General features: G+C 36.1%; 18 protein-coding genes. 9 read left to right on the top strand and 9 right to left on the bottom strand.

Features of this window, described 5'->3' with window-relative positions; translation table 11 throughout:
- Positions 1–591: 591 nt before the first annotated feature.
- The 7 genes from BKH40_RS07485 to BKH40_RS07455 all read right to left on the bottom strand — a co-directional run bounded on the left by BKH40_RS07485 (position 592) and on the right by BKH40_RS07455 (position 9878).
- Positions 592–3678: an efflux RND transporter permease subunit gene (locus BKH40_RS07485; protein WP_095278317.1), complete on the bottom strand. Its 3087-nt coding sequence runs from the start codon at positions 3676–3678 to the stop codon at positions 592–594.
- 10 nt (positions 3679–3688) lie between these two features.
- Positions 3689–4432 (bottom strand): efflux RND transporter periplasmic adaptor subunit, encoded by a 744-nt coding sequence (locus tag BKH40_RS07480; RefSeq protein ID WP_095278315.1) that lies wholly within the window; start codon positions 4430–4432, stop codon positions 3689–3691.
- Between the two features lie 11 nt (positions 4433–4443).
- Entirely contained in the window at positions 4444–5901 is a 1458-nt protein-coding gene (locus tag BKH40_RS07475; RefSeq protein WP_180675162.1) for a TolC family protein, read from the bottom strand.
- 37 nt (positions 5902–5938) lie between these two features.
- Positions 5939–6565, bottom strand: a complete 627-nt coding sequence (hisH, locus tag BKH40_RS07470; RefSeq protein ID WP_095278312.1) for an imidazole glycerol phosphate synthase subunit HisH — start codon at positions 6563–6565, stop codon at positions 5939–5941.
- A 1-nt stretch (position 6566) separates the two neighbouring features.
- Positions 6567–7301, bottom strand: a complete 735-nt coding sequence (locus BKH40_RS07465; protein ID WP_095278310.1) for a hypothetical protein — start codon at positions 7299–7301, stop codon at positions 6567–6569.
- A gap of 270 nt (positions 7302–7571) precedes the next feature.
- Positions 7572–8315 (bottom strand): lysophospholipid acyltransferase family protein, encoded by a 744-nt coding sequence (locus tag BKH40_RS07460; RefSeq protein WP_095278309.1) that lies wholly within the window; start codon positions 8313–8315, stop codon positions 7572–7574.
- Positions 8316–8357: 42 nt separating this feature from the next.
- Positions 8358–9878, bottom strand: coding sequence for an SH3 domain-containing protein (locus BKH40_RS07455; RefSeq protein ID WP_095278307.1), 1521 nt, complete (start codon positions 9876–9878; stop codon positions 8358–8360).
- Positions 9879–10028: 150 nt separating this feature from the next.
- On the opposite strand from BKH40_RS07455, the gene BKH40_RS07450 reads away from it, so the two are divergent.
- The 5 genes from BKH40_RS07450 (at position 10029) to gmd (ending at position 18215) form a co-directional block, all read left to right on the top strand.
- Positions 10029–10736: a hypothetical protein gene (locus tag BKH40_RS07450; RefSeq protein WP_143428471.1), complete on the top strand. Its 708-nt coding sequence runs from the start codon at positions 10029–10031 to the stop codon at positions 10734–10736.
- A gap of 78 nt (positions 10737–10814) precedes the next feature.
- Positions 10815–11567, top strand: coding sequence for a hypothetical protein (locus BKH40_RS07445; protein ID WP_095278304.1), 753 nt, complete (start codon positions 10815–10817; stop codon positions 11565–11567).
- 289 nt (positions 11568–11856) lie between these two features.
- Positions 11857–16209 carry a S6 family peptidase gene (locus tag BKH40_RS07440; protein WP_095278302.1) on the top strand — a complete coding sequence of 1451 codons (4353 nt, stop codon included), beginning with the start codon at positions 11857–11859 and terminating at the stop codon, positions 16207–16209.
- Positions 16209–16886, top strand: coding sequence for an endonuclease (locus BKH40_RS07435; protein WP_095278300.1), 678 nt, complete (start codon positions 16209–16211; stop codon positions 16884–16886). The genes BKH40_RS07440 and BKH40_RS07435 overlap by 1 nt, the downstream gene beginning before the upstream one ends.
- 216 nt (positions 16887–17102) lie before the next feature.
- Positions 17103–18215 (top strand): GDP-mannose 4,6-dehydratase, encoded by a 1113-nt coding sequence (gene gmd / locus BKH40_RS07430; protein WP_095278297.1) that lies wholly within the window; start codon positions 17103–17105, stop codon positions 18213–18215.
- A gap of 122 nt (positions 18216–18337) precedes the next feature.
- On the opposite strand, the gene BKH40_RS07425 is transcribed toward gmd, so the two are convergent.
- On the bottom strand, positions 18338–19318 hold the full coding sequence (locus tag BKH40_RS07425; protein WP_095278295.1) for a DUF475 domain-containing protein: 981 nt from the start codon (positions 19316–19318) through the stop codon (positions 18338–18340).
- Positions 19315–20607: an adenosylmethionine--8-amino-7-oxononanoate transaminase gene (gene bioA, locus BKH40_RS07420; RefSeq protein ID WP_095278294.1), complete on the bottom strand. Its 1293-nt coding sequence runs from the start codon at positions 20605–20607 to the stop codon at positions 19315–19317. Before bioA ends, BKH40_RS07425 begins: the two co-directional genes overlap by 4 nt.
- A 55-nt stretch (positions 20608–20662) precedes the next feature.
- On the opposite strand from bioA, the gene BKH40_RS07415 reads away from it, so the two are divergent.
- The 4 genes from BKH40_RS07415 to BKH40_RS07400 form a co-directional block, all read left to right on the top strand.
- The gene (locus tag BKH40_RS07415; protein ID WP_095278292.1) at positions 20663–20986 is read left to right on the top strand and encodes a hypothetical protein; all 324 of its coding nucleotides are present in this window, start codon (positions 20663–20665) and stop codon (positions 20984–20986) included.
- Positions 20983–21327, top strand: a complete 345-nt coding sequence (locus BKH40_RS07410; protein ID WP_095278290.1) for a hypothetical protein — start codon at positions 20983–20985, stop codon at positions 21325–21327. Before BKH40_RS07415 ends, BKH40_RS07410 begins: the two co-directional genes overlap by 4 nt.
- Before the next feature lie 130 nt (positions 21328–21457).
- Positions 21458–23320 carry a molecular chaperone HtpG gene (gene htpG, locus BKH40_RS07405; RefSeq protein WP_095278288.1) on the top strand — a complete coding sequence of 621 codons (1863 nt, stop codon included), beginning with the start codon at positions 21458–21460 and terminating at the stop codon, positions 23318–23320.
- A 454-nt stretch (positions 23321–23774) separates the two neighbouring features.
- The coding region (locus tag BKH40_RS07400) for a cache domain-containing protein (protein ID WP_143428470.1) at positions 23775–24853 on the top strand (1079 nt) is incomplete at its 3' end.

The following is a 24853-nucleotide window of genomic DNA, read 5'->3' as shown; positions in this document are numbered from 1 at the left end:
GTGAAAAGTGACATTTAGCCTTTTAACCAACCTAGATTAGCCTAGATAGAAAAATTAACACGTATAGAATCCATACATATATAATAATATAAAGTTACTACTAGTAACTAAAAATCAACTATTTCATAAGAGACTTTAAAAACTGTAAAGAAATTACAACAAGAAAGGCTTAAAAGGTGTAAAAGATGCAAAAACTAAGCATTTTTGTAAGATATAGATTCCATAAAAGAGTTAGAGTACTAAAACAAAGTCTATAAAAGATAAAAAATCAAAGGATAATCAAAACTTTAATGTTTAAAACAACATGAGATAAAGCACACTAAAGCAGCCTTAAGCCTCTAAAGAAGTCAAAAAGAATAAAGAGGGGTGAAGAATAAGAAGAGGAAGAATATTTGCAAGATGGGAAAGAATAAAAAAAATAAAAAGGTAAAAAAAGGGGATAATCTAAAAAAAGGTAAAGGCTGCAAAGACTAAGTTAAAAATCTATACTTTTAAAAGCCTGCCTTATAAAAAAGCCTACACTCTAAAAAGCTTGTTTGTCAAATGCCAAAGCTAGCCTTGCAAGCTAAGCAAGGCTTAAAAGCAGCTCTTTTAGAACTTATCTTCTTTTTTAGCTTTATAGAATCTTTTAATCTTGTCATCTATTGGCGCTACTATCCTATAAAACACTGGGATTACAAGTAAGCTTAAAAGCATACTTAATATAAGCCCACCGACCATAGCTAGCCCTATAGGCTGCTTCATAGCACTTCCTTCCCCTCCAGCAAAGACAAGCGGCAGCATACCTGCCACCATAGCTATAGTCGTCATCAAAATCGGCCGTAGCCTTTCACTACCCGCAAAGATGATAGCTTCCCTGCTATCCATACCCTCTTTCCGTTTTTCATTAGCTATATCTACTAGTAAGGTTGCATTCTTTCCAACCATACCTATAAGAAGGATAAGCCCCATGGTAGAAAACATACTCATAGCAGTACCTGAGATCTTAATAGCAAAGAATGCCCCCGCAAAGCTTAAAGGCATAGTTATCATGATAACTATAGGAAGCAAGAAGCTTTCATAAAGGGCAGCTAAGATTAGATATATAAGTATGAATGCCATAGTTATAGCAGTACCAAAGGCTTGGGATGCTTCAGACTGGTTATCCGCCTGCCCTAAAAAGGCATAGCCCGCACTTGGTGCTAGCCACTTATCGGTATTATCTTGGACTATCTTTATCATCCCACCTAAGCTCATGCCATTAGCCGGAGTGGCAGCTACTGTGATACTTCTTTGTCTAGCATACCTATTAATAGTACTTGGTGAAGTTTGCTCAGTAATAGTTACTAGTCCATCTAAGAAAAGCAAGTTACCATCGCTACTTCTTACTTGAAGCCTTCTTATGTCTTCAGGAGTGTAGCGCTTATCATCAGGCACTCTCATAGTTATATCATACTCTTTGCCAGCTTCTTTAAAGTAGGCTATACGTGTCTCTCCAGAGAAGGCTGCTCCTATAGCTTGACCTATGTCTTGTGCTGTGATTCCATACTTTGCGGCAATTGACTTAATGACATGGATTCTATATTCAGGCTGATAGTCTGAAGTTGAAAGGTGGAAGTTTTCCATCTTGCCTTTAAGGGCTGGGTCATTTTTCATAAACTCACTTAGCTGCTTAACACTTTTTTGCATGATGTCTTCAGTAGGCGCAAATACTACTACTTGGAAAGGAGAGTTATCGCTTCCTCCTCCAACTAGTGGCACTTCAGCTGGAGCTATAAGCATGCCTTTTGCATCAGGCTGTGCCCTTATCTCTTTAGCTACTTGATCCATTATCTCAAACTCACCCGCCCCTTTTATATGCTTCCTTTCTTCATAAGGCTTTAAAGATACATATAAGCTAGCTACAAACACACTTTGTATAGTTCCTGGACCAACTTGAACGGTTACGTACTTAACGTAAGGGTTTTTCTTAACTATGCTTTCAAAAAGCATGGCCTTTCTTTTCATATCTGTAATTGAAATACCAGGAGGGTTTCTCATATAGATCATAAACTGACTTCTATCTTCTTTTAGTATGAACTCATTACCCAAAGTGCTAGCTACATATAAAGACGACCCAAAGATAGCAAAGATAACTACTACTACTAAGATCATGCTTTTTTTAGTACCTACTATCCAAGTAACTATGGCTTTATAACCTCTATCCATGCCTTCAAAGAAAGGTTTAGTCCATAGATAAAACTTTGAAGGCTTAGGACTTATGATGATTGAAGCAAACATAGGTATAACAGTTATAGCTATAACATAACTAGTAGCAACAGCCAAAGCTACAGTCACCCCAAAGCTTTGAAAGAAACGCCCTACTATCCCAGACATAGTACCAACTGGGATAAAAACTGATAAAAGCATGGCAGAGATGGCAATTATCGCAAAGCCTATCTCTCTAACCCCTTCATATGCAGCCTCCCTCTTCCGCATCCCACTTTCTAGCTTTTTGTGTATATTTTCTATAACAACTATAGCATCATCTATGATGATGCCAATGGCAAGCGTTATGGCAATAAGCGTCATCATATTAAGACTATAGCCAACCATCCTTAAAAGCATAAAGACACCTAGTATAGAAACAGGTATAGATATGGCTGAAACTATAGTGATACCAAAGTCACGTAAAAATATAAAAACAACTAAAACAGCTAGGATACCACCTAGGATTAAGTCAAACTCAACATCTTTTATAGAGTGTCTAGTATAAGTAGTAGTATCTCTAAATATAGATATATCATAACCCGGGCTTACTTCTTGCATGGATGGCAAGGCCTTATAAACAGCATCTGCTATAGCTATCTCATTAGCCCCGGTTATCTTTTGCACTTCTAAGATAACTCCTTGCTTTCTATCAAAAGAAGCAAAGGTTTTTTCTTCTTGTAAGTCATCTTTTACTTGTGCTATGTCTTTAAGTCTTAAGCCATCTTTTACACGAATATTTTCTATATCTTGTACTGTGTAGCCATTAGAATCTGTGATAACTGAAAAGTCTTTTTTAGTAGTGACTAAGCGTCCACCATCTATTTCTAAGTTCTGATTACCTATGATGCTTGCAAGCTGTGGATAGGTGATTCCATATTTGTTCATTAAAGTTGGGTCTGGATAGATTTTAATCTGTCTAGCCCTATAACCTGCCATCTGCACGTTACCAACCCCACTTATACGTTGAAGCATAGGGCTTATGACGTTATTAGCATGTTTCATCATCTCAGTTACTGGAATCTTGTCACTTCTCATAAAGACTGAAACTATAGGTGTACTTCCAGTGTCTACTTTTCTAATAGTAGGCGAGTTTACATCGCTATCAAGCTGTACAGTTGAGACCTTATCTCTAACGTCATTTACTGCTTCATCTACTGGCTTATCTAACTGGAACTGTATGGTTACTATACTAGTGTTTCTTGCTGAGTTAGAAGTAACGCTTTTTAGCCCATCTATACCCATAACAGCTTGTTCTATCCTGTCTGTAACTTTAGTTTCTACAGTCTCTGGGCTTGCTCCCGGATAAGTGGTTATAACAACAACTACTGGGATATCTATATCTGGGAATAGTGCTTTTGGAATCTTATCAAGAGACTGGATTCCAAAAAACACTAAAGCAAGTGCGAACATTAAGGTGGCAACTGGCCTTGTTATGACAAACTTATACATGACTTAGACTTTACTTAGTAGCTGTTTTATTTGCCATTGAGGCTTTAGAACTCATAGAATCTTTAACTAATATATAGCCATCGCCAAAAAGTCCGGGCTGGGCATTATCATCAATAAGTGCTTCAGCAGTAACTTTTCTAGTATTTGCATCTATAGTTGGATAGATCTTATAGATCTTAGCTTCATGAAAGTTGCCATCTCCATCTACTGAGTACTTATAGGTATCACCTACTTTTACATCTTTTACATACTTAGAATCAAATTGGATAATCATCTTTTTTTGGTCACTTACTAACCTAAAAAGTGTGGTTGAAACGCCTTGCACACCATTACCAAGTTCAGTGTTTTTAGAAGCTATAACTCCATCAAATGGTGCTTTAAGTATGGTGTCATTATAAAGTGCCATGTTGTAGTTATAAGCACTTTCTAAGTTTTTGTAGTTAGAGTAGTTTTGCTCTAAAGTGTTTTTATCAACCGCAGTTCCACTTCTTTGGTATCTTTCATACTGGGCTTTTGCAAAGTCATACTGACTTTTAGCGCCATTTAAATTAGCAAGCTTATCTTTGTTGTTAAGGCTTAATAAAATATCGCCTTTTTTCACCTTAGACCCCACATCTACATCTATCTTATCAACTATGCCAGCACTGTTTAAAGCAAGATTAGAATCCCTCACAGCAGCCACATTAAAGATAGCATAGACTTGCTCTGCCATAGCCAAACTTGCACACATTAAAGTTATTAGTAATATTCGCATCAGAGATTCCTTTATTTGATGTAGTCTTCTAGGTTTTGCCCGCTATAAAATATATAGTTGGCCTTTTGTAATTCATAGTTATTTAAGCTTTGTACATAAGTAGCTTCTGCACTATACTTAGTTGAAAGGGCTTGTAAATAATCAGCAAAAGTTATAAGGTTAGAATCATATTTCTTTTTTATATTTTCAAAGGATATGTTTGCACTTTCTAGCCCAGCTTTTGAGCTAAGGATCTGATTCCTTGCTACTTCTATGCTTTTTCTATAAAACTCTACATCTTTGTTTTGTTCTAACTTCTTATAAGCGATTTGTTTTTCAGATGCGAGATAAGAGTACATAAAAGACTGCTTTTGCATAGTAAGACCAATCTTATCAAAAAGCTTATAAGTAAGCGTTAAAGTAAGTGTGTTTAAGTTGGTTGCAAAGTTTGCACCAAAGATTGGGTTATTAAGCGTAGCTTGCGTGATGTAGTTAGGGATTTGTATATTAAAAGTATAGGTGTTTGATAAATCTAGTGTTGGATAGTAGTTTAGTTGTTTATTAGTAAAGCTAAGGTTTTGATTTTGATAAAACAAAGACTGTATATCTGCCCTTTGTTCTACTTTATAAGTAGGGTCTTTTATAGGCTCTACATAAACCCCCTGCATGTCTTTGTTAGTTAGATACTTTATATTTAAGCGGGACTGTTCAACTGAGAGGGCTGCGTTTTGTATATCATACTCTGTAAGGCTAGCTTGGGCTTTTAAAGATTCCACATCATCTATAGTTTGAAGACCCTGTGCATAAAGCTTAGAAACCCTATCTATATCTTCTCTTATCTGTCTTAGCTTTTGTTTTAATGAAGTCTCATTAGCAAAGTTGGTAAAGTAGGCATAGTACTGCTGTATGACTTGAAGATAAAGGCTTTCTTTTAAGTACTTCTTGTCTTGTACTGTTTTTTCTAAAAGGGCATTTTTAGCCCTTACATTATTAATATCTGCAAAACCGTTAAATAGATTAACAGAAGCAGTAACTTGTGCTGCTTGGGTTTGATAGCTTAGCGAGCCTTTATTTTGCTGGTCAAAAGAGTAGCCAACATCAACGCGCGGTATAAAACTAAGCTGGGCTACAGTCTTGTCTTTGCTAGCTTGCTTAACTAGTAGTTCATTAGCCTCTAAAGAAAGGTTGCTATCTACTCCTTTTAAAAGATCTCGCAAAGACATGGCATTTGGACTGTCCTTTTGACTTTTAAAGGTCTCAAGTATAGAATCACTATCATCTATATCTCTATTATCTTGGATGTCTGTGCTAACTTGTGCAAGATTTTGCGAAGTAAGATTATCCCTAGTTAGGCTATCTAAAGTTAAAGCACTTTTGGCTGCTGGCATGTTTTGTTGCTCGCTTGTACTTCCTGCAACGCCTAAGGCAGCTTTGGCACTTAAGCCAAGGCAGCACGCAGCGACTATTAAGAGTATTTTGGTAGGGTTCATAAACTTTCCTTGCATTAAGCTTTCTGCTAGCTTTTTTCTATTTAAGGTTTAAAAAATTTTTTAAAATCTGTATGCCAGAGTTATGCGACTTCTCAGGATGGGGTTGGATACCAAAAATATTATCCTTTCCAACTACAGAAGCAAAACTTACACCATACTCACAAGTTGCTAAAAGTGCACTTTTGTCACAGTCCATATAAAAGCCATGATCAAAGTAGAGATAAAACTCATCTTTTAAGTCATGAAGCAAGGGGGAGTTAGTAGCTTTATGGCTATTATTCCACCCTATATGGGGGACTTTTATCTTCCCAGTTTTAAAAGAATCTAAAGACTTAAAGCTTCTTACTTCCCCTTTTAAAAGCCCCAAACCCTCATGCTCACCAAACTCATGCCCTTTTTCAAAGAGTATCTGGGCACCAAGGCAGATACCAAGCATGTACTTTCCGCTTTTAGCATACTCTAGGACTAAGTCTAAGAGATTAGCTTTAACTAGATTATCCATGGCTTTTTTAAAAGCACCTACTCCCGGAAGTATTAACTTATCAAAGCTTTTTATATTACTAGCATTAGCTAAGGCTACATGATTAGTAGAATCTATAAAGTTTAAGCAACGCATCACATTAGCCACATTGCCGACTTTATAGTCTAAAACTCCTATGTTCAAACTAGTTGTCCTCTTTTATGATGTAAGGAACACCTTGTACTTTATTAGGACCAGTAAGATTTTTAGTCATATCCGCTATAAAGCCTACATCACTTGGCTTAGCTTTATAGGCTGGGTTATAGATCTTATCTAAAAGGGCTATTTTTTCTTTTTCAGTTTTTAGGGTATTTATAGAATCATAAATCTCTTTTGCCTTATAAGCTGACTGATCACTTAACCAGCCAATTAGTATCATATGGACATTGCCTTCTTTAAGTCTATTATGTATATCTTTTAGCTCAGCTTGACAGTGAGGGCACATAGGGTCTGAAACTATATAGATATCACTATGGCTAGCTGCTTTATTAGTAGTAGGCAAAGTTATAATATACTGCTTAGGAAGTGAGGCTATAACGCTTTTAACACCAGCTTGTGCCATGACATTAGAGTTATAAGACTTTAAAGCCCCAAGGCTACTTAGTATAAGGTTACTGTCATCTTTGTTAACACTAAAAACGACGTCATTCAAACCAAAAAGCAGGCTTCCTTCTTTGTTTGTGATAGCTAGAGTTTTAGTCCCAGACTTCTCATCTTTTAAAGTGATAAGGCTTAAGTCTTTGTCACTTTTTAAAGGCTTAGAATCTAATACCTTTACATTAAGCCCAGTTTGTTTTTTAACTAGGTCAACTACTGGCGAAGCAAACAACGCACTGCTAAGTGCACTAGAGACGAGAAGAAGGCTTAAAAGTCGCTTCATAAATAATCCTTTTTGAGTGATCTATCTTGTAGTTTGTGAATGGCTTAATTATATAGCTTTAATTTCAACATTAAGTTTTATTGAGAACTTAACAAGGCCGCTTATGCTTAAACCTAGTTTTCTTATAAATGCCATGTTGGCTAGCTAATTTGCAATGGATCTAAGCCTTTTAGCATGGCTTTAAAGCTAGGAGTATAGATATTTATAGACATATAAAGCAGTACTGCTAATAATGCCTGCTAGTTTAAATTTTAGTTAACCTTTTATAGTTTAAGAGTTAGAGGAGTTAGGCTTGCCATTTAGCTCATAGTAGTTTTTTTGATACTCTTTAGTCATATCTTTTTCTAAGTCTTCATACCAGTTAGTCCCCGCAACTGGGGTAAAAGAAGGCATGATAACCATTCTTACAGTGTCAGTTAGGCTTGAGAAAGTACTAGGGTTATAAACCTTTTTAGTATTTAGCAAGATTATAGGCTGGACTTTTAGGCCTAGCTTTTCAGCTAGCATCTTAGCACCGGGTTTAAAAGGCAAAAGGTTAGCTTCTCCTTTACCTCTTGTGCCCTCAGGAAAGATAACTAGTGGTCTACCTTCAGCGACTTTTTCCTTAGCCACTTTTAAAAGTGTAAGTAAGCCTTTTTTATCTTCTCTATCTATAAGTATCATCTTAGGGGCTTTTAAAGCATGACCATATAAAAACATATCACCTAGTTCTTTTTTGGCTACCCAGCAGATATTTCTAGGATGGTCGCCTTCAAGACAGATGATATCTACTAGGCTTTGGTGATTAACCACTATAAGGTCTGCACTCAAGTCATACTCACCACGCTTATCTAGCTTAAAGCCACATATTGGGAAAAACAAAGAGCAGTAGCGTCTAGCCCTTCTTCCATTGTTTTTTTGAAACTTTATAAAAAGTATGATTATGGCTAAGCCTATGGCTATGGTTAAAGAAGCAAGTAAAGTTCTTAATCGATGTTTTTTAGGCTTTGGGCTTGCACTAGAGGCATTAGACATTAATGTACTCCTTTTATAGTTTATATTTTTAGAATCTTTTTACTATTTAGTATCATCTTTGTTAATCCAGCCTACTTTATTATCCAGATTAACCTTATAGTAGTTTTTGGTCTGACCTAGCACTTCAAGCTTTGTAGGTTGGCTTATAACACTCATAACTGTTGAAGATGATGTAGGCAAGATTAAAACTTTAGCATCTGGCAAGTTAGTCACACTGGTTACATTAAATACTATCTTATAAACTAGATAGGCTATTAGCAAGATGGCTATGATTAAAGAGATAACTGACTTTCTCCAAAAAGCTAGTATTAAAAATATGACTATTAAGATGGCAACTATTATATATACAAGAAACAAGCTGTTATTAACTGGGCTTAGGTTTTCATTATCAGCTTGCATAGTTTGAAAGCTAGTGCTTAGGTTTATAGTTTCAAAGCTATTAGCATCAGTGTTAAAGTACTCAAAGCTTATCTTATCTAGCGTTTTTGGAAACTTAAGCAGCACTATGCCATCTGAGCTAAGATAGCTAAAAGTAGAGTTTTGTGAGAACTCTTGAGTTTGTATGCCCGGGATCTTTAAGTCTTCTAAGTTCGACTTAGTGCTTTCTAACTCTAAAACTCCCATATTATAAAGATCATCATAACTTTCTACTTGGAAGTTACTAACTTTTAGTGAGCTTGCTATGACGCCACTAAACTTTTTGTTTTCACTTAAGTCTTTTGCTTGAAGGCTTAGCCCATCAGACTGCATGCTATCTTGAAGTATGGCATTTTGTACGACTACATTTAAAGGTGGTATATCTACTTTTAAAGCCTTTATCTTAAAGACATAAGTTATTAAGTAGCTTCCATCACTTTGCCTTATAAAAGGTGTGACACTTGAGACTTCAAGCTTGCTGTTATCAAGGCTAGGGTTAAACTCTACGTGGATTATCTTAGCGTCATTAAAAAGCAAAACTCTATAGCTTATGCTGACATGGCCTCCGACATATAAGTTATCTGGGTTTATAGAATCTGCTTTAGTGTCTAAGCTTACATGGACTATCTTAGATTCTATAGCTTGGCTGCCATCTTTTGTGTTTGATAGTAAGTTTGAGTTAGATGGCAGGCTTTCTTCTATAGCAGTATTTGGGTCATCTAGTACTTCAGTGGCACTAGTAGTTGCAGGAGTGTTTCCTTCTAATATATTTATATTGCTTGAAGCATTAAGATTAGGCTTACTTGCAGGGCTTATTAAGGTAGTAGAAGTAGGCGGGTTTGTAGTTGAGCTTAGAGTTTGCTTTGGTGCTAGGCTATTAGCTGCGTTTACATTATTACCGCCATTTGTAGAATCTACTCCTAATATACTAGTCTCGTTACTTTTGGTAATAGCTATAGGAATCTTGCTAGCTTGGTCTGCTTCAGCCAAAAACATCTTAGTCTCATCTTTTAAAACACCACTATATATAAAGGTTTGTTTACTAGCCTCCATGGTCGCTTTTGGCTCGCTAAGACCTGCGTTTGCAAAGATAAAGGGCAGACTAAAGACGCAGCATAAAAATATATATTTTTTAAGAAAGCCCATGACAAAAGATCCTTGAAAGCGTTTAGTGAATGTGCTTTGGCGATTATAACACACTGAATTAGTCGATAAAAATTATCATTTGTTAATATACAATTCTCTTTTTTGTCATAAAATGATAATCAAATAACAAAAAATAGCGAGGAATAAGTCATGAAGGTATCAATTATGATAATAGGTTGCATAATGTTTCTAACGGGTTGTGCTAGTTTGGCCTTGCAACCAAGCCAAATTAGCAGTTATGATCACGGTATAAAAATCTATCAAGATTCTAAGCCTAGCTCTAAGTTTCAACTAGAAGTAGGTCAAAAAGAAATAGGCGGTATTGAAGCTACTCCACTAGTGCTTTTTGTGACAGTAGAAAGTAAAAACAGCGCAAACACTTTTGATCTATCAAATATAAACTTTTACATGAACGACAAAGAGGTAAAACCTCTAACTTACACTGAGTTGAAAAAAGCCAAACTTGATCTAAGCGATGTTGCTTATGATTATGGAATCTATATCAAACCAAAAAATGCAAATAGCGTTATGGCTGCAAACAAACACCCTCTAAATAGAAGCATAATATATAGACCTCATGGCATACACAGCCTTAGCATAAGATATACTCCTTATAGCTATGCTGCCTCAAAGCAAGCCCTCCAAGCCAAACTTAACCAAAACGCCATAGATAAAGCAAACGCCCTAATCTATAAAAGCTATCTTAAAAAAAGCACCCTAGCAGAAGGAAAGACTATAAATGCAAAAGGTGGCTTTGTGCTTATACCTTATAGAGAGTTAAAAAGTGGCATCTTAAAAGTAAACGTTAAAGTAGGAAGTGACTCTTACACAACAAGCATCAAGCTTTCAAAGCTTTAAGGCAAAAACATTAATATAAATTGATGTATGATTTTTTAGTCTTTAACCAAAACCACATCTCACAAAAGGAGAAAGCAAATGAAGTTATATCTAACCATACTTACTTGTATAGTATTTCTTACAGGCTGTACTAGCCTAGTCTTACAGCCAAGTCAAATCAGCAGTTATGATAATGGCATAAAGATCTATCAAGATTCTAAGCCTAGCTCTAAGATACAACTAGAAGTAGGTCAAGAAAAAATCGGTGGTTTTGACACTACTCCTTTAGTGCTTTTTGTAACCGCAGAAAGTAAAGATACTTCAAGTATCTTTGATGTATCAAATCTTTATTTTTACATGAATGGCAAGCAAGTTTACCCTTTAAACTATGATGAGTTAAAGTGGGCTAACTTAAATCTAAGTGATGCTGCTTATGATTATGGAATCTATACTAAGCCAGCTGATATAAGCACTACTCTTAGCCCAAGTGATATCTACTTTAGTGCACCATTTTACGCACCATTTGTGCCTTTTGGAATCTATGGTCTTGGCTTTAATTATGGCTTTTATAACTACGCTATAGCAAGATCAACCCTACAAGCCCAGCTTAAACAAAACGCTATCAATCAAGCAAATGCACTTATATATCAAAACTACCTTAGAAAAAATACCCTTCTTAAAGACAGTGCAAAAGGCGGCTTTGTGCTTATACCTTATAGTAGATTAAAGGCTGGGACTTTAAAAGTGGAAGTTAAAGTAGGAAAAGATACCTATGATACAAGCATTAAGCTTTTAAAACCAAAAGAAGCTAAAAAGTTAAGACAAGAAAGCACAAACAAAGAAGCAAAGTAGTCTTAGGTGCTTTTAATGCTAGGTAGCTACTCTTATCTAGCAACTCTGCTTTAGGCTAAAATTTTTTATAAAAGATTCTACTTTTTATTAATATTTTTATAAATCTTAAACTACAAAAAGCTAGAATCAAGCCTAGCAAGCAAGGATACAAAATGAAAAAGCCAAGATATATAAACACTATCAAGCTAGCCTTCTTAACTTTTTTGGCTTTCTTTTTAGTTTTCTTGCTTTTCTTATTTGCCCTCCTTTATACCTTGCCCCTTTTAACATCACGCTTTAGAGTTCAAATATGAAATTAAAACTTAGCCTAGCCCTTGGCATACTTCTTAGCCCTTTTATAGAAGCTGGTGGTATAAGAACTGATGTAGATTTTCAGCAGTATTTAGATTACGCTGATAATAAGGGTCGTTTTAAGGCTGGAGCTACTAATGTAGCAGTTTATAAAAAAGATGGAAGTATCGCTGGCTATATAAAATCAGTGCCTGATTTTTCAGGTAATAGTGATGTAAGGGGTAATGTCACTATGTTTAATGAAAGATATGGAGTAAGTGTAGGGCACATGACTTCAGGTGGCTTTATATCAACTAGCTTAAATGGTGAAGGCAAATACACTGGCTATCAAGGAAGCAACGGGATAACATTTAATGGCGAGACAAACTATTACATAATCGCTGATAAAAGAGGTAACTGGAGTAAGCCAAAAGATTTTTACGTTGGGCGTTTTAACAAGCTAGTAACTAGCACTAGACCCTTGCCAAGCCTAGCTACTAGATATAGTAATGAAGAACTAAGGGCAGCTAACTTTATAGGAACTCATACTAACTTTGGTGATGTAGTAGGCATAGGTGCTGGTGCTATGTATGGCATAGAGCCGGGTAAGAACACAGTAAGGTTAGCTGGTCCACTAGGCTATAAAACAGGTGGCATCATCATATCGCTTAATAATGGCAGTAATGGAGTTTATCGCTACGAAACTACTAATGCATTTGGAGAAAAGCAAGCCTTATGGCGTGGGGCAGATAGTGGAGATAGTGGTAGTCCACTTTATATTTATGATGAAGACAAAAAGCAGTGGTATCTTTTTGCTAATCACTCTAGTAGTTCAAAAAGTGGTAGCGGTGGCTTGCCACGAGTTGGCGACCCAAGCAATGCAGTCATAATAGACCATGATGCATTTGACTATATAAAAACCTTTATAAGTGCTACTTTAACTAGCAATGAAGACATAACATGGAATCTTTATGATAATAATGGCAAGGGCACTTTAACTCAGAGCGATAAGACTTATGAGTATATAGGTATAGATAAGTCAAATAGGGACAAAAACACAGCTGAGCTAGGAAGGCTTAGACTTGGGACACTTACCAAAGACTTAGTTTTTAGTCATGAAGATTCTAAAAATGTAAATATAAAATTAGCAGATTCCATAAACCTAGGAACTGGGGCACTTTACTTTAAGGGCAACTATATAGTTAGTGGGAAAGATTCTAATACTTACTGGGTGGGTGCTGGGCTTGATATAGATGCAGGTAAAAAAGTCACTTGGAAGCTAAAAGGCATGCAAAATGATAGCCTTCACAAAGTAGGTAAAGGCACGCTTTTAATACAAGGCAGTGGGGATAATCTAGGCGATGCATCTATTGGCGAGGGAGCAGTAGAGTTAGACCAACAAAATGGCAAGGCCTTTAATAGCTTAGAGATAGTAAGTGGACGCGCTAGTGTCAAACTACTAAGAGATAATCAACTTGACTTTGATAAACTCTACTTTGGAAGTGATGGAGGCACTTTAGATCTTAATGGACAAAGCATCAGCCTATCTCAGTTTAACGCCTATGATAAAGGTGGAATCCTAACTAACACTGCTATAAAAAATGTAAACATAACGCTAGATAATACTAAAGATGACATAAACCCCTATAAGAATCTAAATCCAGATCCTAGCTTTAAAAAAGCCAAAGATTCAACTAACGCTAACATGCAAGCTTATCATGGATCCTTTACTAATAACTTGGATATAACTTATAAGTCTGATGGTAGTCATAAGCTGCTTTTAGATGGTGGGGCAGATCTCAAAGGAAGGCTTGATATAGAATCTTCTGGCTTAACCTTGCAAGGTAACCCAGTGCTGCATGCTTATAATAAAAGTATGCTTATAGATACCCCAGCCTTAGAAGCAAACAGCAAACTTCTTTCATGGGGAGTGCAGCCTAGTGCCCTTCAAAGCGACTGGGAAGATAACACCTTTAGATTCCAAAATGGCATTAATATAAAAGAAAGCACAAGCCTTGATATAGGATTTTACGCACGCACGCAAGCTAATGCTACTTTAGAATCTAACTCTAGCTTAACTCTTGGTATAAAAAATGGAGAGAGAGTTTATGTAGATAGGCTTTATGGAGTTCTCTACGCCCAAGACTTAAAAGATGAAGCTTTAAAGATAAGTTTTAATGCTGATAGCTACTTAGACCCTAGCTTGCTTCCTACTTCTTTTAAAGGCGATATAGCCTTAGGGAGCAATAGCGTTTTAAATATCAACCATGCAAGTTTTACTGGTGGCATTAACCCTAACTCTAATGCTTCTAGTCCACAACCCCTAGGCACGCTAAACTTAGATAACTTTGGAGTTGTAAGCTTTAGTAAAGCAAGCAAGTTTAAAGCCTTAAATGTTAAAAGTGGTAGTCTTAACTTTGATATAGCAACACTAAAAGAAGCCATCCCCTTTGTAAAAGTACAAACTGCTAGCTTTAGTGCTAACTCTTATATCAATGTAGCTTTGCCAATGCTAGATTTTTTTAGCACTTATCTGGATAAAAACTACATCTTATTAAGCGCAGATGAAGGGATCTCTTACTTTGAAGGGGCTAGTAAAGTCACTAGTAAAGATTCTAAGTACGCAAGTCTTCAAAGCAGCTTTAAAAACAACATCAACTTTAACACTAGCACTACTAAAGGACTAAGAAAGCTAAGTGATAACACCTTTATAGAATCTACTTTAAGCACCAAAGACATAGGCTTTAAGATAACAACTAAGCCTAGTAGTCTTACTACAGCTAAGAGTAATGCTGACTTGCAAGAAGAAAAATTGCAAGAAGAAAAAAGGCTAGCAAAAGAAAAAGCCGAAGAAAAAGCAAGAGAAGAAGCAAGAAAGGAGGCAAAAAGGCAAGAAGAAGCAAAAGAAAAAGCCGAGGCTGAAGCAAAAGAAAAACAAGCCGCACTAAAAAGACAAAAAGAAAAAGAAGAGCAAGCACGTTTGGAAAAAGAAAGACTTGAAAGAGAAAAACAGCAAAGAGAAAAAGCTGAAAAAGAAGCACAAGAAAAACTACAAAAAGAAAAAGATAAAAACCAAACATCTAATACAGAATCTAACAGCGATGCAAAAAGTACTAATGAAACTTCAACTACCTCTCCTTTAAATGTAGTGCCAAAAGAAAGTCTAGGCGACACCTTAAGAAAAGAAGTTCTAGAAAAGATAAGCGGCACTGCCAATAAAGACAAACTTAAAAAGATGCTAGTTAGTAGTGATGCTATGTTTAATGAGATGATAAATAAGGGTCTTTTAGCAAATGGAGGACTTGATAAAGAAGTAGCAAAACTAGATTCTAACCTTAGTGCTTTAGCCTCACTTAACCTCCCACAAGAGGTAAATAAGACCATGCAAGAAAGCATTAGCCTTATATCAACTGCTAGGATGATAAAAGCAGCTAATCCTATAGGTATAAGCTTAAAAAATATCGATTCTAAAACAAGGCTTGCTTTAGTACAAAACACACTTGGCAGCACACAAAGCGACATACAAAGCGATAAGCTACTACTAAAAACCATACTTGACTTAGTAGAAAAAAAGCAAAACTCAGCATGGATAAACTTGCTAGGGGCAAATAGAGCTTTACAAGCAAGCAGTGCTAATATCTATGGAGTAAGTCTAGGCTATGATAGGACTTTTAACAAAGCCCTACTTGGAATCTATGCAAGTTTTGCTAGTGCTAACTCTAATACATCACTTACTACTTTAAGCCTAGATAATAGATCTCAAAACTATGAAGCTGGAATCTATGCTAGCTTTTTAGGTGTGCTTTTTAAAAGAGGTGAGTTAGACTTACTAGCTTCTTTTAATATAGGAGATAACAACCTAAGCCTAGATGATAAAGATAACTTACTAACTAGAAAAGAAAGCTTTTTAAGCACTAGCTTAAACTCAAAGCTAAGATATGGCCTTATATTTAGACCTAGTTATGCTTTTATGTTAAAGCCTTTTTTGGGTCTAGGCTACACTTTAAACTTGCAGCATAAGCCTAGCCTTGCTACTAACTCTTTTATATCTAGCTTCTATACTAAAAATAGCACTTATCTAAATGGCGGGTTAGGACTAGAGCTAAGAAAGTACTTTAATGACACATCTTATATCTATCTTATCCCAAGTTTTAAAGGCTTGCTAGGACTAAGTGATAGTGGACTAGTTATAACTGAAGGCCTAGTTTATAAAGCCAAAAGTCTTAATAACACCTATGTGCAAATCTTGCTTGGTGGAGAGCTAGGACTTGGAAGTAAAGTAGCCCTTGGTGCTAATGTCGGCTATGTAAAAGGGCTTATGCAAAAAGATGATAGTATCTTTGGAAGCTTAGAGTTTAAGGTTAAGTGGTGATGGAATCTAAAAGCTTAGCCTTTAAAAAAAGCTATCTAAAACTAGGACTTTTAACACTTTTGGCAACCCTAAGTATGAGTTATGCTGCTAGCAACTTTGCTGAAGCTAAAAGAGAGCTAACTAAACATTATGCTAGTTTGCCACCAAGCAAAGAGTTAGACTTTTACTGCCAAGTGCCTTTTAAAGTAGTCCATAAGGGTAAACATACTAGCTTTGAACTCCTACCAAGTCCAAACTACACCCCACGTAATAAGTACACTAAAAAAGGCAAGCTTAACTTGCGTGCTAGACGCATAGAGTGGGAACACATCATGCCTGCTTATAACTTTGGCCATCATCTAGCTTGCTGGCATAAAGGTGGTAGAAAGGCTTGTGAAAAAGACCCTATTTTCCAAAAGATGGAAGGCGATACTAACAACTTAGTACCTGCAGTTGGCGAGATAAATGGCGATAGAAGCAACTTTAGATACGCACAAGCCCCAAAGAATCTAAAATACACTGAGTATGGCAACTGCAAAGTCTATACAGACTTTAAAGCTAGGAAGTTTTACCCAGCTAATTATTCTAAAGGGAAGATTGGCAGGACTTACTTATATATGAGTAAAACTTATAATATAAATCTAAATCCAAAAGAAAAAAAGATGATGGAAGAATGGGCAAAAGAGTATACACACTAGTTGGAATTAGCAAAATAAAAAGCATGAAAAAGCATCGCCTTTTAATACGCCTTACAAAATGATATCTAGAGTTAAAAGAATGCTGTTTTACACCTAGCGTAATGATATGACCTAGAATCTAAAAGCAAGCTTTTACATGCTTAAAGCCCTAAATCCTAACTCCTAAAACCTACACTTTGTTATAATCCAAACTAATTAATATTTTAAGGCAAACAAATGGAAAAAGTAGCATTAATCACAGGTATCACAGGGCAAGATGGGGCTTACTTAGCAGAGTTTTTACTTAATAAGGGCTATATGGTTTATGGTATAAAACGCCGGAGCTCGCTTTTTAACACAGATAGAATCGATCATCTTTATAAAGACCCTCACGCAAAAGATTCTAGATTTAAACTCTTTTATGGTGACTTAACAGATTCTACTAACCTTATCCGCATAGTCCAAGAAACTAAGCCTAATGAGATATATAATCTTGCTGCTATGAGCCACGTTGCAGTTAGTTTTGATACTCCAGAGTACACGGCAAATGCCGACGCACTAGGCACGTTGCGCCTTTTAGAAGCCATTAGAATCCTAGGGCTTGAAAACTACACTAAGATCTATCAAGCAAGCACAAGCGAGCTTTATGGTCTTGTACAAGCTGTACCTCAAAGTGAAACTACGCCCTTTTACCCACGCAGTCCTTACGCTGTAGCTAAGCTTTATGCTTACTGGATAAGTGTTAATTACAGAGAGGCTTATAATATTTTTGCTAGCAATGGAATCTTATTTAACCATGAAAGCCCTATAAGAGGGGAGACTTTTGTAACACGTAAGATAACGCGTGGAGTTTCAAAGATAGCCCTTGGGCTTCAAGATAAACTCTACCTTGGAAATATGAGTGCAAAAAGAGACTGGGGGCATGCAAAAGACTATGTACGCGCTATGTATCTAATCTTACAGCAAGAAAAACCAAGCGACTTTGTTATAGCTACTGGAGTGACTACTGAAGTTAGAGAGTTTGTGCGTCTTAGTTTTAAAGAGCTAGGGATTGAAGTAGAGTTTAAAGGTGAAGGCATTAATGAAGTAGGAGTGGTAGTAAAGTGTGAAGGCAAGTATAAGATAAAATCTGGCACTGAAGTAGTAGCAGTTGATAAACGCTACTTTAGACCAACAGAAGTTGAGCTTTTATTAGGAGATCCAAGCAAGGCTAAGAATCTACTTAACTGGGAGCCAGAGTATGACTTAAAAGCCCTAGTAAAAGACATGATGAAAAGCGATATAAAACTTATGCAAAAAGATAAATACCTTCAAGATGGCGGTTATAAGATATTTTCTTACTTTGAATAAGAGCGCACTAAAAGACATCGTTTTGTATGTGTTGTCTTATGGCATTAAAAGACTAACTTTAATAGTAATGTTGCATCAAGCATAACTAAATATACTTTTAAAAGTATCTATTATTACAAACTCTAAGCTTGTGGATGCTTTTTCTTATAAATAAGAGAGCTTATAAAGCTTACTAGTATAAAAGCTATGCCTATAAGACCAGTTATTAACTCACTTACTTCATGGGTTAGTTTTATAAACATGATAATGCTTAAAGCAAGGATAGCGTAGTGGGCACCATGTTCAAGATAGATAAAAGACTGCAGGGTCTTTTTTTCAACTAGATAGATAGTGATACTTCTTACAAACATAGCCCCTATTCCTAGCCCTATCATTATGATAAATATATTTTCACTTAAAGCAAAAGCCCCTATAACCCCATCAAAGCTAAATGATGCATCTAGTACTTCAAGATACAAAAAGCCTATTACCCCACTTCTAACTCCATCTTTACTAAGAGCACCCATAAAAGAGGATATAACCACATAAAGAAGGATGGATGAAAAGTAGCTTACTGCTATAAGATGAGATTGGCTTAGTGAGATTAAAACTACGCCTACTATTAAAGCTATTATAAGAGAGATATTTTCTAGCTTTTTAAGCCATCTTGTGACTGGGTTATCTTCTAAAAACTTTAGCCAGCTAACTTCTCTTTCCTTGCTAAAAAAGAACTCTAAAAAGACCATCAGTAAAAAGCCCCCACCAAAAGTATAGATTCCTTCTTTGTTGGCTTCTAGGTTTTCTTTATATAAGTGAGGGTCAAATATCGCTAAGTGTACTGTCTCATAAAGCCCCATCTTAGCAACTATAGAAACTATGACTATAGGAAAGACTAAACGCATACCAAAGACTGCTATTGGAATCCCATAGATGATAAAACGCCTTCTCCACTTAGCATCCATAGTGTCTAAGATTTTAGCGTTAACCACGGCGTTATCAAAGCTTAAAGAAACTTCTAAGATACTAAGCAAAACACAGATATAAAGGGCTTGATATGAGCCTATGAAGTAGGCTATAACTAAGCCAATGATAGCTATGATAAAGGATGAGTAAAAGTACTTCAAGTGCTTTCCTTTTCGAGATTAAACATTATGTCTTTTAAGGTAGTTATAGCTTTTTTGGCTTCATCAAGAGTTATGATGTAAGGTGGCATAAGATATATGCAACTCCCTAGTGGTCTAAACAAAAAGCCTTTTTTAAGGGCTTCATTATAGATAGTCTTAGTATCTAAAGTAGAATCTAAGGCAAAAATCATACCTTTAGCCCTTACTTCACTAACGCTTTTTAGCTCGCCTAAACTTTTCCAAAGCGTAAGTATATCTTTACTTAGAATCTTATTTTTCTCTATCACATTTTCTTTTTCAAAGATATCTAAAGTGGCATTAGCACAAGCACAAGCTAGTGCACTTCCAGTATAGCTATGAGAGTGTAAAAAAGCCCTAGACATATCACCTAAAAAAGCCTTGTAAACACTTTCATTAGTAAGCACAACTGATAAAGGCAAAAATCCCCCAGTGATGCCCTTTGAAAGACATAAAAAGTCTGGCATAAAGCCAACTTCTTCTAAGGCAAACATCTCTCCACTTCTACCAAAACCTACTGCTATCTCATCAAAGATGACATCTATGCCTTGGCTTTTGACTATCTCACAAGCCCTTTTTATAAAACTTGCACTTAGCACTTTCATGCCACCTGCACACTGAATTAATGGCTCTAAGATAAAAGCACAGATATTAGTGCTTTCTTTTTCTAAGATAGATTCTAAAGCCTTAAGACAAGATTCTATATCATCATCTTTAGGCGTTGGCAAGATTATGGAATCTAAAAGCAAAGGCTCATAAACTTTTGAGTAAAGCCCTACATCACACACGCTTAAAGCCCCTAAAGTCTCGCCATGATAGCTATCTTGCAGTTTTAAAAACTTAGTTTTAGCCTTTTTAGGATTGCAGTTTGCTTCCATATAGCTTTTTTGAAAGCTTAGCTTTAAGGCTACTTCTATAGCAGAAGAGCCATTATCAGCATAAAAGCACTTAGTCATCACCTGCCCTAGATTTTTAGGCATAAGCTCTAGAAGTCTAGTGCTAAGTTTTAGAATCTGAGGGTGATTAAAACCAGCTAGCAAGACGTGATCTAAAGTCTTTGTTTGGGCACTTAAAGCCTCTGCTATGTAGTCATTACAGTGGCCAAAGATATTAGTCCACCAGCTAGAAATGCAGTCCATATAAGCTTTAGAATCTTTATCATATAAGTAAAGCTCTTTAGCCCTAACTACTTCAAGCATAGGCAAGATCTTATCTATATACATCTGTTCTTGCGAGCAAGGATGCCAGATGTTAGTGCTTATATCAGTCATTAAAACAGCCCCTTTGTTTGTATAATTAACCTAATTTCTAATTGGGATATGTTACATGAGATTTAACACGTTTATACCTTTTTGCCTAGTCTTGCTTACAGGCTGTGCAAGCCAGACTTTAAACCTTGGAAGCATAAGCTTCCTTACCCCTTCAAAGCCACTAGCTAATCAAACTCACATCATAAGTAAGGTCTGCTATCAAGAGATCTTTTTCTATAAAAGCAAGGATAATAAGCCTTTAACCTTTACTTCCCTTTTAGAATCCAGCCCCCTAAAAACCTATCAAGATGTCTCAGTTTGGCACTCTAGTCTTAACTTTGGTCATGTTTATACTAAAAGCTGCTTAGAGCTTAGAGATAACAAAGGAGAAGCGAGATGAAGCCCCTACTACTTTCAAGCATGCTAGCTTTTATCCTAATAGCCTGCGCGCACCCTATAGCTAGCTTTTCTAGCATCTCTATAGCACCTCCAAAGCCTATAACAACTATGAGTGAGTCCTTTGAAGATATAGGCTATAAGCCTTTGCATTTTGAATATAAGTGTGAGCATGGCGGGAAAGACTTTCTTTATACGTGCCAGTTTAAAAGCCTAAAGTCTACCTACAACGCTTTAAAAAGCGGGTATAAGCACATAAAGCTTAGAAACTGGCAAAGTAGTTTTGATCCAAAAACTAACATCATGACCATAGAAGTAGAAGCTAATAGCGAGGCGATACACTAAAGTATGATCTATAAAAACTAAGATTATATTAGTCTTTTAAGCTTAGATAAGTTTAGTCTTAATAACTAAAGTTAATAAATATTTATCAAACTTATGCTATCATTGCTAAAATTTTACTAAAGGATATTACATGGCAAAGCAAGTTTTTAAAACTGAGATAAAACAACTTCTAAACCTTATGATCCACTCACTCTACTCTCATAAAGAGATATTTTTAAGAGAGCTTATAAGCAACTCAAGTGATGCATTAGATAAGCTAAACTACCTAACTTTAAGCGATGACGCTTATAAGAATCTAGACTTTAAACCACGCATAGATATAAGTTTTGATGAAGCTAAAAATACCTTAACTATCAAAGATAATGGTATAGGTATGGATGAAAAAGAGCTTAATGACAACCTAAGCACTATAGCTAAGTCTGGAACTAAAAGCTTTTTAGAAAACCTAAGTGGTGATAAACAAAAAGATTCTAACCTCATAGGGCAGTTTGGTGTTGGCTTTTATTCTTGCTTTATGGTTGCAAACAAAGTTGTTGTTACTACTAAAAAAGCACTAAGCACTAAGGGCTTTACTTGGATAAGTGATGGAAGTGGCGAGTATGAGATCTTAGAATCTAAAGTAGAAGACTATGGCACAAGCATCACTTTATATCTAAATGACGACAGCAAAGAGTTTAGCTCTAAGTGGGGCTTACAAAACGTCATCAAAAAGTACTCAAACCACATCTCTTTCCCGATATTTTTAAACTACACTGAAGAAGAAAGTGTACCAGTTAAAGAAGGTGAAGAACAAAAGCCTGAAGACAAGCAAGAAAAAAAGCTAGTTGAAAAAAGCGAGCAAGTAAACACTGCAAAAGCCATCTGGACTAAAAACAAGTCTGAAGTAAGTAGTGAAGAGTACGCGGAGTTTTTCAAAACTTTAGGCTTTTTTGGTAGTGAAGAGCTAGCCCACACCCACACAAAAGTAGAAGGCAATCTTGAATATAAAAGCCTTTTTTACTTACCTAACAAAGCCCCAGCAGACTTGCGTTATGCTAACTATAAGTCCCACATCAAGCTTTATGTAAAACGCGTTTTTATCACTGATAATGACAAAGATTTGCTTCCTAGCTACTTACGTTTTGTAGGTGGGGTTATAGACAGTGATGACCTTCCACTAAACGTAAGTCGTGAGATCTTGCAGCAAAACAAGATTCTAGCTAACATAAAAGCAGCTTCTACTAAAAAAATATTAAGCATGATAGAAGGCCTTGAAGGTGATAAAAAAGCCACTTTTGATAAAGAGCTAGGAGTGGTATTTAAAGAAGGCTTATTAGAAGACTATGAAAACAAAGAAAGAATCTTAGACATCTTAAGCATAAACTCAACTAAAAGTGATAAACCTATAAGCTTTAAAGAGTACAAAGAAGGCATGATAGCTTCTCAAAAAAGTATCTTTTATATGATAGGTACAAATTTAGATTCTATGAAACATAACCCAATCCTTGAAAAGTTTAAAGATGTAAATGTCCTCTTATTTAGCGATGAAGTTGATAAGTACGTAATCCCTCAAATAGGCACTTATAAAGATGTAAAACTACTTGATATCTTTAGTGCAGAAGCTTTAAAAGAAGTAGTTGGAGATGAGATAAGTGAAGAAGAGAATAAAGCCTATGAAAGCACTTTAAAAGTTTTCAAAGATATGGATGCTTTTTCAAATGTAAGACTTACTAAAAACCTTAGCCAGCCCCTAGCTTTAAGCACTGATGCTGAAGCGGCTGCTATGGCACAGCTTTTTATGCAGATGGGGCAAACTCCTCCACCTGCTAAAAAGGTCTTAGATGTTAACATCGATAGCCCTTTAGTCCAAAAGCTAAACTCTATGAGTGATGAAGCAGCTAAAATGAAGCTTGCAAACATCTTAGTGCATAACGCTAAGATCATGGATGGAGAAGTATTGATAGATGCTAAGTCTTATGTAGAAAGCATTAATGAGCTTCTTTTAAAAGACTAAGCCTTATTTTAAGCAAGCCAAACCCTGCTTGCTTAAAAGTCTTTAGTCCTAACCAAAAACCCACAAATCCCACATATCATGCAGTGATTTTATAAAAAGCGATCTTGCCTTCACCTAGATTAGACATCTACACACTATGTTTTCTATTAATACAAAAAGCCTTATTATTTGTCACTTTTCTATACAGTCTATCTTTACCATTCTCAACTTCACGCAATCATAAGCAAACTAGGGCGTATCCTTACTTAACATCTAAACTATCATAATAAAAATATAATAAAAATTTTACCTTTATGACCCCCATCAATACAAAAAAAAAAAAAAGGATTATACTCGTATCAATGAGTAGGTTTTTGGGTGTAATTATCCCTATATTACTATCTCAAGTTTTATATTATTGCTTTACTTATGTACTTGATATCAAATCAAAGAGCATATCTTGCAAGGAGAGTTTATGAGAAGATCCATCAGCACGAAAGTAGGCCTAGTAGTAGCTATCGTAGTTATAATAGTACTAGTCATACTTTCAGCCATAGTTATAATTAATGCTAAAGATTCCCTGCGGAAGCAAGTTGATACAACCCTAAGATACACAGCTATAGGAGTTGGGCGAACTGCTGAAAGTGCCCTCTCTCAAGTTGCCACAAGCACAAAGCTAGTAGATAGCAAGATAGATCTTTTGCTAGGTGATGCTAAAAATGCTAATGATGGGATAGAGCTAAGTGCTGCTACTTTAAAAAGAGAGCTTAGCACTATGCTAGCTTCTACAAGACTAGGTCTAGCCTCTACTCTTTATATAAAAGGTGTAAAAGTTGATGATCCACGCTATCAGCTAGGAGATGACGTAATTATAACTGCCCTGCAACGTGGTAGTGAAGTAAGTTTTACTGACTTACAAAACTCTCAAGAGATATTAAAAAACTCTCCTGCCATAAAACAAGCCCTTGATACTGATAAGCCAGTTTTTGGTGCCCCAAACACTGCTAATATACTAGGCAAAGACTACTACTCCTTGCAGATGGCTTTTCCTGTGCATAAAGATGGAAAAGTTATAGGTGTGCTATCTCAAAGGATAGATCTTGACTACTTTGATGGCATAATTAATGATACTAGTAATGACCAGTGGCCAGAAGTTGGTCGCTTTTTAGTACACCCAGATGGCTTAGTTATAGTTGGCTACCGTGCACAGCATCCTAATGGCAAAATGTTTACTTCTCTCTCATCTGACCCACAGCACCAAAAAAATGCCGCTAGAGTTTTAAAAGGTGAAAACTTCGTAACTGAAAACTACTTGCAAAGTAGGGGTGATTACGCTTTGATAGCAAACCACTCCTTCACGCTTCCAGCCTTTGGTATAAAACTTGGCTCTTACGTATCTGTCCCGGCAAAGATTGCCCTCAAACCAGTAACCACCCTAATTTGGATCATAGTCATAACTGCCATAGTAGCCATCATCATCATAGTCTTATTCTTCTACTTCTATATAGATAAAGCCTTTATAAAAAGAGTAAGAAATATACAAGCTACTTTAAT

It is taken from the genome of Helicobacter sp. 11S02629-2, from assembly GCF_002272875.1.
Classification (GTDB): Bacteria; Campylobacterota; Campylobacteria; order Campylobacterales; family Helicobacteraceae; genus Helicobacter_I.
Note: the sequence above shows the minus strand (reverse complement) of the source record. Positions and strands in the feature narration are given on the sequence as shown.